Annotated in this window: 11 protein-coding genes; all 11 read left to right on the top strand. The window is 64.7% G+C overall.

What is annotated here, in order from left to right:
- The first annotated feature begins 44 nt into the window (after positions 1-44).
- Positions 45-851, top strand: a complete 807-nt coding sequence (locus tag B2X55_RS08580; RefSeq protein ID WP_286821751.1) for a TlyA family RNA methyltransferase — start codon at positions 45-47, stop codon at positions 849-851.
- Positions 852-902: 51 nt separating this feature from the next.
- Positions 903-1,757, top strand: a complete 855-nt coding sequence (locus tag B2X55_RS08575; RefSeq protein WP_278742021.1) for an NAD(+)/NADH kinase — start codon at positions 903-905, stop codon at positions 1,755-1,757.
- Positions 1,758-1,844: 87 nt separating this feature from the next.
- Complete coding sequence (argR, locus tag B2X55_RS08570; protein WP_226867899.1) at positions 1,845-2,300, top strand: arginine repressor; 456 nt, start codon at positions 1,845-1,847, stop codon at positions 2,298-2,300.
- A gap of 33 nt (positions 2,301-2,333) precedes the next feature.
- Positions 2,334-4,052 carry a DNA repair protein RecN gene (gene recN, locus B2X55_RS08565; protein WP_286821750.1) on the top strand — a complete coding sequence of 573 codons (1,719 nt, stop codon included), beginning with the start codon at positions 2,334-2,336 and terminating at the stop codon, positions 4,050-4,052.
- A gap of 92 nt (positions 4,053-4,144) precedes the next feature.
- Entirely contained in the window at positions 4,145-4,693 is a 549-nt protein-coding gene (locus tag B2X55_RS08560) for an NUDIX domain-containing protein (RefSeq protein WP_286821749.1), read from the top strand.
- A gap of 19 nt (positions 4,694-4,712) precedes the next feature.
- Positions 4,713-5,339 (top strand): site-2 protease family protein, encoded by a 627-nt coding sequence (locus tag B2X55_RS08555; protein ID WP_286821748.1) that lies wholly within the window; start codon positions 4,713-4,715, stop codon positions 5,337-5,339.
- A gap of 33 nt (positions 5,340-5,372) precedes the next feature.
- Positions 5,373-6,140, top strand: a complete 768-nt coding sequence (locus tag B2X55_RS08550) for a segregation and condensation protein A (RefSeq protein WP_286821747.1) — start codon at positions 5,373-5,375, stop codon at positions 6,138-6,140.
- Positions 6,127-6,762, top strand: a complete 636-nt coding sequence (gene scpB / locus B2X55_RS08545) for an SMC-Scp complex subunit ScpB (RefSeq protein ID WP_286821746.1) — start codon at positions 6,127-6,129, stop codon at positions 6,760-6,762. The genes B2X55_RS08550 and scpB overlap by 14 nt, the downstream gene beginning before the upstream one ends.
- 64 nt (positions 6,763-6,826) lie before the next feature.
- On the top strand, positions 6,827-9,310 hold the full coding sequence (locus B2X55_RS08540) for a U32 family peptidase (protein ID WP_286821745.1): 2,484 nt from the start codon (positions 6,827-6,829) through the stop codon (positions 9,308-9,310).
- 34 nt (positions 9,311-9,344) lie between these two features.
- Complete coding sequence (locus tag B2X55_RS08535; RefSeq protein ID WP_286821744.1) at positions 9,345-11,723, top strand: endonuclease MutS2; 2,379 nt, start codon at positions 9,345-9,347, stop codon at positions 11,721-11,723.
- A gap of 100 nt (positions 11,724-11,823) precedes the next feature.
- Complete coding sequence (locus B2X55_RS08530; protein WP_286821743.1) at positions 11,824-13,959, top strand: transglycosylase domain-containing protein; 2,136 nt, start codon at positions 11,824-11,826, stop codon at positions 13,957-13,959.
- Positions 13,960-13,969: the final 10 nt, after the last annotated feature.

The raw sequence follows: 13,969 nt of genomic DNA, 5'->3' as shown, positions 1-13,969 counted from the left end.
CAGGCATGATACAGGATAGTTGAGAGAAAGAGAAGGGTAAGCGAATGGCAAAAGAACGATTGGACGTCCTGCTCGTCGAGCGGGGACTGGCCGGCAGCCGCGAGCGCGCGAAGCGCATGATCATGGCGGGCGAGGTCCTCGTCGACGGGCAGAAGATCGACAAGGCCGGCACGACGGTCAAGGCCGAGGCCGAGATACGGCTGCTCGGCCACGACATCCCCTACGTCAGCCGCGGCGGCCTCAAGCTCGAGAAGGCGATGAAGGAGTTCGGCGTGCGGCTGCAGGACAAGGCAGCGGCCGACATCGGCGCCTCGACGGGCGGCTTCACTGACTGCATGCTGCAGAACGGCGCGAAGAAGGTCTACGCCATCGATGTCGGCTACGGCCAGCTGGCCTGGAAGCTGCGCACCGACGCGCGCGTCCGCAACATGGAGCGCACGAACATCCGCACAGTCACGCCGGAGATGATCGGCGAGCCCCTCGACTTTGCCTCCATCGACGTCGCCTTCATCTCGCTGACGAAGGTCCTGCCCGTCGCCTACACCCTGCTCAAGGAGACGGGCGAGATCGTCGCGCTCATCAAGCCGCAGTTCGAGGCGGGCCGCGAGAACGTCGGCAAGAAGGGCGTCGTGCGCGACCCCGCCGTCCACGAGGAAGTCATCCGCAAGGTCACGGCCTTCGCGCGCGAAACAGGCTTCTGCCCGCTCGCGCTGACGTACTCGCCCGTCAAGGGGCCCGAGGGCAACATCGAGTACCTCATCTACCTCACGCGCGCAGCAGGCGAGGACACGGTGACAGAGGAGCGGCTGCAGGAAGTCGTCGCCGAGGCCCATGCGGACCTGGATCATTAATCCATTGCCAGACGCCCAAGCGGAGCTGGGCCATGGCAGAGAGGAGATTCTATGCTGACGATAGCAGTTTTCCCGAATACGAATAAGCCGGAGGCCCCGCGGGTCCTGCAGCGCATCCTCGACTTCTATGCGGACAAGGCGGTGCGCATCATCATGCCGGTGGAGGAGGCGCGCATCTTCCAGCACGCGGGCTACGGCGTCACCGACATCGAGAACGTCAAGACAGACATTGCGCTGAGCATCGGCGGCGACGGCACGCTCTTGGGCGTCTGCCGCCGCTACAGCCACCATGCTGTGCCCGTCTGCGGCGTCAACATCGGCACGCTCGGCTTCATGGCCGACATCGAGCTCCACGAGCTCGAGAAGAAATTGCAGAAACTCCTCGACGGCGACTACCGCATCGAGCACCGCCTGCTGCTCGCGGGCTCCGTCATCTCGGGCGGCAAGGAGCGCTTCCTCGGCCACGCCATCAACGACATCGTCGTCAAGGGCGGCGTCGCGCGCATGCTGCACCTCGGCCTCTCGATCAACGAGAGCCATCTGCTCGACTGCAAGGCCGACGGCATCATCATCTCGTCGCCGACGGGCTCGACGGCCTACTCGCTGTCGGCCGGCGGCCCCATCGTGAACCCGAACGTCCGCGCACTCATCGTCACCCCGATCTGCGCGCACACCTTCAACATCCGCCCGCTGATCATCCAGGAGGACGACGCCGTGCACGTCGCGATCGCCTCCATCCCGCAGGACATCATCGTCACCTTCGACGGGCAGGTCTGCTACCGGCTGCTGCCGGGCGACGAGGTCGTCGTCAGGAAGTCGGAGGCACAGGCGGAGATCATCAAGTTCGAGGACAAGGACTACTACCAGATCCTGCGCACGAAGCTCTGGCGCCCCGCAGGCGAGTAGACCCTGTCCATGCAGTAGACTGCGCAAGATTGCGTAAAGTGCGTAAAGAAAATGCATAAAGCATAAAGAAGGAAGGCAGGTATGTTGATGAAAGAAAGACGACTGGAGCTGATCCGCGAGATCATCCGCCATGAGATCATCGAGACGCAGGACGAGCTGGCGGCACAGCTGCGCAAGCGGCGCATCGCCGTCACGCAGGCGACGGTCTCGCGCGATATCAAGGAGCTCATGCTCATTAAGGTGCCGACGGGCGACGGCCGCTACCGCTACGCGCTGCCGGCGCAGGAGAATTACGCCTTCACAAAGGAGCGCATGCGCCGCATCTTCAACGACACGATCATCGACTGCGACTACAGCGAGAACATCCTCGTCGTGCGCACGCTGCCGGGCGGCGCGAACACCGTGGCCGCCGCGCTCGACTACTGCAAGTGGCCGGAGATCATCGGCACGGTCGCCGGCGACGACAGCATCCTCGTCGTCATCAAGCCCAAGGAGACGGCCCCCGTCGTCCGCAAGCGCATCCTCGACATGCTGCAGGACTGAGCGGGCAGGGCATAGTAGGAGGAAGTACATTCTATGTTGAAATCACTGACGGTCTGGAACTTCGCGCTGCTCGAGCACGTGCAGGTGGAGTTCCAGTCCGGCCTCAACATCCTGACCGGCGAGACGGGCGCGGGCAAGTCCATCCTCATCGACTCGCTCGGCGCCGTGCTCGGCGCGCGCATGTCGGCCGACATGGTGCGCTCCGGCTGCGACTGGCTGCGTGTTGAGGCAGTATTCTCACTCGAGGACGAGTCGCTCGGCCTGCACGAGCTTCTGACGCAGCAGGCCATCGACGACTCGGACAAGGAGCTCATCATCACGCGGCAGCTCACGCGGGCGGGCCGCAGCACGGCGCTCGTCAATGGCTGCCACGTCACGCTGGCCATCCTGCGCCAGATCGGCGCCTACCTCGTCGATATCCACGGGCAGAACGAGAACCTCGCGCTCCTCAAGGAGGAGAACCAGTTCCATCTGCTCGACGGCTACGACCCCGACGTCGCCGAGGCGCTGGCCGCCTACACGTGCGCCTACCGCGAGTGGCGCGAGAAGAAAAAGGCCTACGACGAGAAGCAGCAGGCCTCGCGCGAGTACGCGCAGCGCCTCGACATGCTGCACTGGCAGGACAAGGAGATCTCCGAGGCCAACCTCAAGGCGGGCGAGGACGAAGCGCTCGAGACAGAGATCCGCAAGCTCTCGCACGCCGAGAAGATTGTCGGCTCCATCGAGGAATCGTACGAGCTCCTCGAGGGGGGCGGCGGCAGCGGCCTCGGCGTCCTGCCCGCCCTCTCTCAGGTCAAGAAGGACCTCGAGGACATCAGCCGCTTCGACGATGCGCTCGCGAATGCCCAGAAGATGGTCGAGGAGGCCTACATCTCCCTGCAGGAGGCCTCGTACGAGCTGCGCGACTACGGCGAGAGCGTCGAGTTCAGCCCCGCGCGCCTCGACCAGCTGCAGAGCCGCATGGACGTCATCTACCGCCTCTGCAAGAAGTACGGCGCGACGCTCGGCGATGTGCTCGCGCATCAGGAAAAAGTCGAGCGCGAGCTTTCAGAGATCGAGAACTACGACGAGGACATCGCCGCGCTCGAAAAGGAGATCGCCGCGCTCGAGAAGGAGCTGGGGAAGAAGGCGGCTACCCTGACGGAGCTGCGCAGAGCCGCGGCCAAGGACCTTTCCTCGGCCATCGAAGAGCAGCTCTTCGCGCTTGGCATGCCGAAGGCGCAGCTCGCCATCCGCGTGGAGCCGGCCGCAGATTACGGCCCCCGGGGGCGCGACGAAGTCGCCATGTTCTTCTCGGCCAACCCCGGCGAGGCGGAAAAGCCACTGCAGAGAGTCGCTTCCGGAGGCGAGCTCTCGCGCATCGCGCTCGCCATCAAGACGGTCGCCTCCTCGCGCGACTCGTCCGTGCCGAGCATGGTCTTCGATGAGATCGACACGGGCATCGGCGGCCGCACGGCCCAGATGGTCGCCGAGCGCATCGCCCTCGTCGCCCAGTACAAGCAGGTGCTCTGCATCACGCACCTGCCGCAGATCGCCTGCATGGCCGACGCGCATCTCTACATCTCGAAGCGCACCGAGGAGGGCACGACGGCGACGCAGATCCGCCCGCTGTCGGAGCGTGAGCGCATCAGCGAGATTGCGCGCATGGCCTCAGGCGCCGACATGACGACCGCCTCGCTCGACAACGCGCGCGAGATGGTCTCGCACGCGAAGATGAAGAAGGACGCCTTTCGCCGGGAGGCCAGCTCGTGAGTTTTCCTGCTTTTTCTCAGGATTCAGTGTTAGGATAGAAGGTAAAATCGTTTCGCAGTTCATGTAGTTCATGTAGTCTGGAGGTTTTTTGTATGTATGAGGATCTGATCGAGAAGAAAGTCAAGAGCGAGTCCATCTTCGACGGCGTCTTGCTCCACGTCAAGCGCGACACGGTCGAGCTGCCGAACGGCAAGGAGGCGACGCGCGAGTGGATCAAGCATCCGGGGGCATCATCTGTCATCCCCATCCTGCCGGACGGCCGCATCATCCTCGTGCGCCAGTACCGCTACCCGATCGGCGAGGTGACGCTCGAGGTGCCGGCCGGCAAGCTCGACGCGCCCGACGAAGACCCGCTCGTCTGCGCCGAGCGCGAGCTCTCGGAGGAGACGGGCTACACGGCCAAAAAGATCACGAAGCTCACGACGATCGCGACGACGGTCGGCTTCTCGAACGAGAAGATCCACCTCTACGCGGCTGAGGGCCTGACGGCCGGCAAGCAGCACACAGACGAGGACGAGTTCATCAACGTCGTCAAGGTGCCCTTGGAAGAAGCCGTGACCATGGCGCAGGACGGCCGCATCGTCGATGCGAAATCCGTCATCTCCATCCTGATGCTCGCGCAGCAGAGAGCCGCAAAGTGAAGCAAGTAAAGGAGAATCTATGTTTGATTTCAATCCGCTCGACCTCATCGCGGGCATCCCGGGCCTGATCATCGCGATGGTCATCCACGAGTACGCGCACGCGCGCGTGGCCGTCGCCCTCGGCGACAGGACGCCGATGCTCATGGGCCGCCTGACGCTCAACCCCGCGGCCCACATCGACCCGGTCGGCCTCATCATGCTCTTCCTCGTGCGCTTCGGCTGGGCCAAGCCCGTCATCATCGACCCGCGCAACTTCAGGAAGCCGCGCCGCGACGACATCCTCGTCTCGCTCGCAGGCCCCGCGGCCAACCTCGTGACGGCCTTCCTCGCGCTCGTCGCCCTGCTCGTCCTCAAGAGCACCATGGGCCACCTGAGCTTCGGCGTCTACCAGGTCTTCCAGCTCATCATCATCTACAACATCAACTTCGCCATCTTCAACCTCATCCCGCTGCCGCCGCTCGACGGCTCGCACGTCCTGATGCAGCTGCTGCCGCCGAGGATGGCCTACAGCTACGCGCGCCTCGAGCGCTACAGCTTCCTCATCCTCATCGCGCTCATCATGACGCCGGTGCTCAGCATGATCTTCATCCCGCTGCAGCGCCTGATCTGGAAGCTCTTCGTGCTGCTCCTGATGCCGTTCTTCTGAGCGCCTTGAGCGGATTGAGATAGTTGAGATAGCATGGACGTTATAAACGACACGAACGCAAAGAAAGACTATACGTTTCACCTCGCCGCCTTCAACGGCCCCTTAGAGCTCCTGATGCACCTCATCGAGAAGAACAAGATCGACATCTACGACATCCCGATCGCGGAGCTCACGCGCCAGTACCTCGACTACCTCGAGGCGATGCGCGAGATGGACATGGAGGTCACGAGCGCCTTCCTCGTCATGGCCGCGACGCTGCTGCAGATCAAGTCGCGCATGATGCTGCCGAAGAAGAAGGCCGAGGAGAATGAGGAAGAGGACCCGCGCCAGGAGCTCGTCGAGCGCCTGCTCGAGTATCGGCGCTTCAAGGAGGTCAGCGAGGTCCTCGGCTCGATGGCCGACCTGCAGGAGCACTTCGTCGGCCGCGCGCCGCTCGACCTGCCCGTGCGCCATCTGCCGCCGGAGAGCCTCGACCTCAACCTGCTCCTGACGGCCTTCCGCGAGGTCATGAGCGTCAAGGGCGAGGAGGCGGGACTGCCGGCCGCCATCATAAGGCCCGAGCCCTACCATATCGAGGACAAGATGGAAGAGATCGAGGCGCTGCTGCGGGAGCGCGGCGGACGCATGCGCTTCGAGGATGCCTTTGAGCGCGGCACGCGCGGCGAGCTTGTCGTGACATTTCTGGCCCTGCTTGAGCTTATGAAGCAGCGCACAGTCACAGCCCAGCAGTCGCATCTCTTCGGGACGATCACCATTGTCTGGCGGAACGAAAGGAGAGGGGAAGAGGATGAAAGAGAATGAAGCCGGCCGTCAGGCGGAACTGAGCCGCGAGGCGACACTTGAGGCCGTGCTGTTTGCTGCGGGCAATCCCCTGCCGCTCGCGAGCCTGGCCGCCATCATGGACTGCGAGGAGCCAGACGTGGTCGAGCTCGCACGTGACCTGCAGGCAAAGCTGACCTCCGAAGGCAGCGGCCTGACCGTCCAGCGCGTCGCGGGCGGCTACCAGCTCGTCACGCGGCCCGAGGCGTATGCGACGGTCGAGCGGCTGAGCCAGGTCACGGACCGCCACCTCTCGGCGCCGACGATGGAGACGCTCTCCATCATCGCCTTCAAGCAGCCCATCACCAAGCCCGAGATCGAGCAGCTGCGCGGCGTGCGCGTCGAGCGCGCCCTCGCAAAGCTATTAGAGCTCGACCTCATCTGCGAGCTCGGCCGCAAGCAGGTCATCGGTCGCCCCATCCTCTACGGCACGACGGCGACCTTTTTGCGCTGCTTCGGCCTCGACTCGCTCGACGACCTGCCGCAGCTGCCGGATGTCCCCGAACAGCCCGAACAGCCCGGGCAGGCAGACGGGCCAGAAGAGCCAGCAGAGCCGTCGCCTGGAGGCGGCAGCGCGCAACACGAAAACGAACAACACGAATAACATCGACTGAAAAGCGGCACGCGGTTTCCCGTGCTGTTTTTTCGGATTTTCAGGAGGAATTATCTTGGTAGAACTCTTAGCACCCGCCGGCAGCCGCGAGGCACTCGTGGCTGCGGTGGAGAACGGTGCCAATGCCATCTATCTGGCGGGCAATGCCTTCGGCGCGCGCGCCTATGCAAGTAACTTCGACCGCGAGGCGCTGCGCGAGGCCATCCACTTCGCACACCTGCGAAAGGTCGCCATCCACGTGACGGTCAACACGATCGTGGCAGACGAGGAAATGGGGCCCCTCAGGGACTACCTGCGCTTCCTCTACGAGGCGGGCGCCGACGCCGTGCTCGTGCAGGACCTCGGCGTCGCGCGTGTCGCCCATGAGACGGTGCCCGACCTGCCGCTCCACGCGAGCACGCAGATGTCGGTCAGCAGCCTCGAGGGCGTGCGGGCGCTCGCGGAGCTCGGCTTCACGCGCGTCGTGCTCGCGCGCGAGCTCTCGCTCAAGGAGATCCGCCATATCTGCGCCCATGCGCCCATCGAGATCGAGACGTTCATGCACGGCGCGCTCTGCGTCTGCTACTCGGGCCAGTGCCTGATGAGCAGTATGATCGGCGGCCGCAGCGGCAACCGCGGCCGCTGCGCGCAGCCCTGCCGCCTGCCGTACACGCTCGTCGACGAAAAGGGGCAGGACGTGCTCGGCGACAAGGCCGGCTCCTACCTGCTCTCGCCGCGCGACCTCAGCACGATCGACGTCATCCCCGACCTCATCGAGGCCGGCGTCTCGTCGCTCAAGATCGAGGGCCGCATGAAGCGCCCCGAGTACGTCGCGACCGTCGTGCGCACCTACCGCGAGGCCATCGACACGTACTATGCGGGCAAGGGCTACGCCGTCACGCAGGAAGAGCGCGACGACCTCGCGCAGATCTTCAACCGCGACTTCACGACGGCCTACCTTGAGGGACGCCCGGGCAAGGCGATGATGAGCGACCGCCGCCCGAACAACCGCGGCCTGCTCATCGGCCGCGTCACAGCCTACGACTGGGACGCGCGCATCGTCACCGTGAAGCTCAGCGGCCGTCTCGGCCTCGGCGATCAGGTCGACTTCTGGGTCAAGGTCGGCGGCCGCGTGACGGCGACTATCTCCGCCCTGACCGATGCGAAAGGGCGCGCAGTCGAGGAGGGGCAGGCGGGCGACATCGTCTCCTTTGCCATCCCTTCGGCCGTGCGCGACCACGACCGCGTCTTCAAGGTCTACGACGCAAGGCTGATGGAGCGCGCGAAAGAAACGTATGCGTCGGGCGCTCCTGTGCGCCGCATCCCCGTCGCGATTGCGGTCCGCGCCGCCATCGGCGAGCCTTTGACCGTCACCCTCTGCGATGCAGAGGGGCATCGGGGGGAAGGCAGGACCGACTTCATCGGCGAGCCGGCGCGCAAGCGGCCGCTCTCTGAGGAGATTATCCGCAAGCAGGTCAGCCGCCTCGGCACCAGCGTCTATGAGATGAAGAGCCTGCACTGCGATATCGCGGGTGAGGTCATGGTGCCGATGAGCGAGATCAACGAGGCGCGCCGCAAGGCCGTCGAAGCGCTCGACGCGCTGCGCCTCAAGGAGATCGAAGCGCGTGAGCATCGCCCAGAGTCGAAGTTCACCGACCGCATCGCGCGCCCGACCCCCAAGAAGGCCCACTTCCTCGTCGCCGTCGACACGCTCGGCAAGGCAGAGGCGGCCCTCGCGGCCGGCGCCGATGGCATCCTCTTCGGCGGCGAGTCGTACGAGCACCGCGTCATCGCCCCGGAGGAGTACGAGCGGGCCTGGCAGATGGCCAGAGAGGCCGGCGCGCGCATCGACTTCAACACGCCGCGCATCGTGCATGACGGCCAGCAGAAGCACGTTGAGCGCCTGCTCGCCGCCTTCGCCGCCTTCCCGCCGGACGCCGTCCACGTCCACAACATCGCCATGCTCGCGCTCGTGCGCCGGCTGACGGATTTCGCCATCCACGCCGACTACTCGCTGATCTCCTACAACAAGCAGACGCTCGCCTTCCTCAAGGACTACGGCGCCTCTGGCGCGACGCTCTCGCCGGAGCTCACGGCCAAGGAGATCCGGCAGCTCGCCAAGGAGAGCCCGCTGCCGCTCACGTGCATCGTGCACGGCCGCCTCGAGCTCATGGTCTCGAACTACTGCGTGACAGGCAGCTTTTTAGGCGGCTGCGGCGAGGGCCCCTGCACCCAGCCGTGCACGCGCGGCCACTTCGCGCTCAAGGACCGCAAGGATGCGCTCTTCCCGCTCGCGATGGACCAGTTCTGCCATATGCACGTGCTCAACAGCAAGGTGCTCTCGATGATGCCGCATGCGATGAAGTTTCGCGCCGCGGGCATCGAGACGATGCAGATCGAGGCCAAGGCCATGGGGGAAAAAGAGATTGCGGCCATCGTCAAGGCCTACCGGAAGGCGATGGCCTTCCCCGAAGAGCCCGCGGAGGCCCAGCTTTCCTGGATCCACGAGCAGGAGGGCAAAGATATCACGCGCGGCCACTACTTCCGCGGCGTGCTCTGATTTCCCCAGATGTAGATTGAGATAGAGGTAACTGATGGAACAAGAAACCTATAAGATCATGGAATACGACAGGGTCCGGGAGATGCTCGCGGGCTGTGCCTCCTCGCTGATCGGCAAGGAGCGCGCCCAGACGATGCTGCCGACGAGCGACTTCGACGAAGCCGTCGAGTGGGTCCAGCAGACGACAGAGGCCGTGACCGTCCTCGCGACGGCCACACCGCCGTTCGGCGGCATCTTCGACATCCGGCCGCATCTGAAGAAAGTGAAGATGGGGGCCGTGCTCGACCTCGACGAGATCACGAGCATCATGAGCACCCTCTACGCGATGCGGAATATCAAGCACTTCTTCCGCGACAGCGAGGTGGAGGCGCCGACGCTCCGCTCGTGGGCGAGGAGCATCGAGATCCTCGGCCAGCTCGAGCGCCTGCTCGACAACACCGTCGACGAGCACGGCGCCATGCGCGAGGACGCGAGCGTCGAGCTGCGGCGCATCCGCCGCGAGCTTCACGCCGCCCAGGCGCACATCAAGGAGCGCATCTCGAGCATCCTCCACAATGCCGAGTACCAGAAATTCTTCCAGGACGCCATCGTCACCGTGCGCGACGAGCGCTACGTCATCCCTGTCAAGCAGGAGTACCGCTCGCGCTTCCCGGGCATCGTCCACGACCAGTCGGCCACGGGCGCGACGCTCTTCATCGAGCCGATGGCCGTCGTCGAGCTCAACAACGACGTCAAGCAGCTGACGCTCGCCGAGCAGCAGGAGATCCAGCGCATCCTGCGCCACCTGTCCGCCGAGATCAACAAGAACAGCGGGACGCTCGCCGAGAACTGCCGCATCCTCGGCGACCTCGACTTCGCCTTCGCCAAGGCGCGCCTCGCGCAGATGATGGAGGCAAACCGCCCGGAGCTCAACCGCGAGGGCCGCACGGACCTTCGCGAGGCGCGCCATCCCTTCATCGCGAAGGACAAGGTCGTGCCGATAGACATCCGCATTGGCGAGGACTACCGCATGCTGCTCATCACCGGCCCGAACACAGGCGGCAAGACAGTCAGCATGAAGACGCTCGGCATGATGGTGCTGCTCGCCCAGTCGGGCTGCTACCTGCCGACGGCGCCGGACCCCGTCATCGCCGTCTACCCGAACATCTACGCCGACATCGGCGACGAGCAGAGCATCGAGCAGAGCCTCTCGACCTTCTCCGCGCACATGACGCACATCGTGCGCATCCTGAAGCGCGTCGAGGAGGACGACCTCGTGCTCTTAGACGAGCTCGGCGCGGGCACCGACCCCGAGGAGGGCGCGGCGCTCGCCATGGCCATTCTCGAGAAGCTCCTGCAGCTGCGCGCGACGACCGTCGCCACGACGCATTACTCCGAGCTCAAGACGTTTGCCTACTCGCGCGAGGGCATCGAGAACGCCTGCGTCGAGTTCGACGTCAAGACGCTGCGGCCGACGTACCGGCTGCTCATCGGCATGCCGGGCGCGAGCAACGCCTTTGCCATCAGCCGCCGCCTCGGCCTCTCAGAATCCCTGATCCTCCGCGCGCAGCAGCTCGTCAAGGCCGACCACGCGCAGTTCGAGCACGTCATCAACGAGCTCGAGAATGAGAAGATGATGTACGAGCAGCGCAACGCCGACATTCTCGAGCGCCAGCAGCGCGTCACCGAGCTCGAGGCGAAAGTCGCGCGCACGAAGGAAGAGCTCGCCAAGAAGAAGGGCGACTTCATCCGCAAGGCGCGCGAGCAGAGCGCCGCGATGGTGCGCCGCACGCGCCGCGAGTCCGAGGCCATCATCAAGGAGCTCAAGGAGCAGTTCGACGACCAGGGCATCAAGCGCCGCCAGCAGGCCATCCAGGACGCCCGCGCGAAGCTCAACGAGGCCTTCGAGAAGTCGCGCCCCGGCATCATGGCCCAGAAGGGCGTCGGCAAGGCCGTGAGCCTCAAGACGATACAGCCCGGCGACATCGTCTACGTCAAGAAGCTCGACCAGAAGGGCACGGTCCTTTCCGTCCAGGGCAAGGAGCTGACCGTCCAAATAGGCTCCCTCCACACGAAGGTCAAGGCCTCCGCCTGCCGCTTCCTCGACCATGCGCCCAAAGAGACGAAGGCGGCCGCACCGTCCACCTCCTCGCGCCGCCAGTCCAACGCCTTCATGCAGAAGACGCAGACGATCGGCCGCGAGATCGACATCCGCGGCATGATGGTTGACGAGGCCGAGGTCGTCGTCGGCAAGTTCCTCGACGACGCCGTCATGGCCGGCCTCTCGCAGGTCCTCATCATCCACGGCAAGGGGACGGGGGCACTCCGCAAGGGCATCCACGCGTATCTCAAGCATCACCGGAATGTCCAGAGCTTCCAGTTCGCCGACATCACCGAGGGCGGCACGGGCGCGACCGTCGTCGAGCTCAAGTGATGCGCGGTATGCGGCAGATGGACGGAAATGACATCAGGCATAGGCTTTTCCACGAAAGTGTGGTAAAATAGGAGCCGTATATGTTTGAAGGAGGCGCCTTATGGAAAAACGTTCCCAACGAAGCCATCAACAACAACGCAGTCCGAAGAAGGGCGGCAACACCGCCAAGCACAAGACTCTCATCGGCATTGCGATTGTCTTCCTGGTCATGCTGACCGGCATCGGCTGCGGTTTCCTGACCGCTAGCATGAATACGAAATCCGACCTGGCGGACGACATCCGCCCGCCGGCATCCTCACTCGTCTACGACAGCGACGGCAACGAGATCGCGACGATCCACGCGGCGGAGAACCGCATGCCCGTCAAGCTCGACCAGGTCCCGCAGAACCTGCAGGACGCCTTTGTCGCCGTCGAGGACAACCGCTTCTACGACCACATCGGCGTAGACCCGCGCGGCATCGCCCGCGCCATCTGGGCCAACCTGCGCGGCCGCACCGTCTCAGAGGGCGGCTCGACCATCACGCAGCAGCTCGCCAAGAACGCGTATTTGACGCAGGACCGCACGCTGAAGCGCAAGATTCAGGAGGTCTTCCTCGCACTGCGGCTCGAGCACCAGTACACGAAGTCCGAGATCCTAGAGCTCTACCTCAACCAGATCTACTTCGGCCAGGGCGCCTACGGCGTGCAGGCCGCGGCCCGCACGTACTTCGGCAAGGACGTCGAGGACCTGACGCTCAACGAGTGCGCGATGCTCGCCGGCATCCCGAAGAGCCCGAACTACTACTCGCCGCTCAACAACCTGCAGGCCGCGCAGGAGCGCAAGGCGACCGTCCTCGACCAGATGGTCAAGTACGGCTACCTCGACTCGGCCACGGCGGAGAAGACGAAGCAGGAGAAGCCCGACCTCGTCAAGCCGGACCCGGCGAAAGACGACAAGGGCGAGGCCTCGTACTTCGTCGACTACGTCACCCAGAAGCTCATCGACAAGTACGGCGCTGACGCCGTCTACAAGGACGGCCTGCAGGTCTACACGACGATCGACATGGATATGCAGCGCGCCGCCGAGAAGGCGATGAAGGGCCTGCCGAACGGCCGCAAGGACGCAAACGGCGTCGTGCAGCCGCAGGGCGCCCTCGTCGCCCTCGACCCGCACACGGGCTACGTCAAGGCGATGGTCGGCGGCCGCGGCACGGACCAGTTCAACCGCGCGACGATGGCCGAGCGCCAGCCGGGCTCTGCCTTCAAGCCGTTCGTCTTTGCGGCAGCGCTCGAGAACAAGTTCTCCCCGTCGACCGTCATCAACGACAGCCCGATAAAGATCGGCGACTGGGAGCCGCAGAACGACGAGCACACCTTCAGCGGCCCCGTCACGATGCGCCAGGTCGCCCAGCATTCGATGAACGTCCCGACCGTCAAGATCGCGCAGAAGCTCGGCATCGAGAAGGTGCTCTACTACGCGCAGGAGATGGGCATCTCGACGCTCGTCATGGACGGCCCGCACAACGACAAGAACCTCGCCTCGGCCCTCGGCGGCCTGACGAAGGGCGTGACGCCCCTCGAGCTCACGAGCGCCTACGGCACCTTTGCCAATAAGGGCGTCCACGTCGACCCCGTCGTCATCGTCAAGGTCCTCGACCGCAACGGCAAGGTCATTGACGAGGCGAACCCTGAGCAGCACAATGTCATCAGCGAGTCGAGCGCGGCCGACCTCACGAGCATGCTGCAGGATGTCATCCGCGCCGGCACGGGCCGCCGCGCCAACATCGGCCGCCCGGCAGCCGGCAAGACGGGCACGACGAGTGACTACCACGACGCGTGGTTCGTCGGCTACACGCCCGACCTCGTCGCGAGCGTCTGGATCGGCAACGACGATAACACCTCCTTGGGCGGCATCTACGGCGGCACAGTGCCGGCCACCATCTGGAAGAACTTCATGACCGAGGCCCTGAAGGGCACGCCGGCCAAGGACTTCGACGGCTCCGAGTCGTCCGGCGGCGATTCCATCGGCTCGCTCGAGGACGACAAGAGCACAGCCGTCACCAAGAAGAGCGCCGCGCCGGCCAAGAAGGAAGAGAAGCCCGCTGAGAAGAAGTCCAAGGACGAAGGCAAGAAGCAGCCGGGCCAGCAGCCCGCAGCGCCGCAGGGCCAGGCCCCGGCGAGTGCTCCGGCCTCTGCCGGCGGTGGCGGCGGTGCCGCGCCTGAGCCGGGCAGCAGCGTCTCCAAGGGACGCAACTGAGTGGAATGAC

The organism is Mitsuokella sp. UBA4253 (assembly GCF_002395285.1).
GTDB classification, from domain to species: domain Bacteria; phylum Bacillota; class Negativicutes; order Selenomonadales; family Selenomonadaceae; genus Mitsuokella; species Mitsuokella jalaludinii.
The sequence above is the reverse complement of the archived record's forward strand: the minus strand, read 5'-3'. Positions and strand labels throughout refer to the sequence as shown.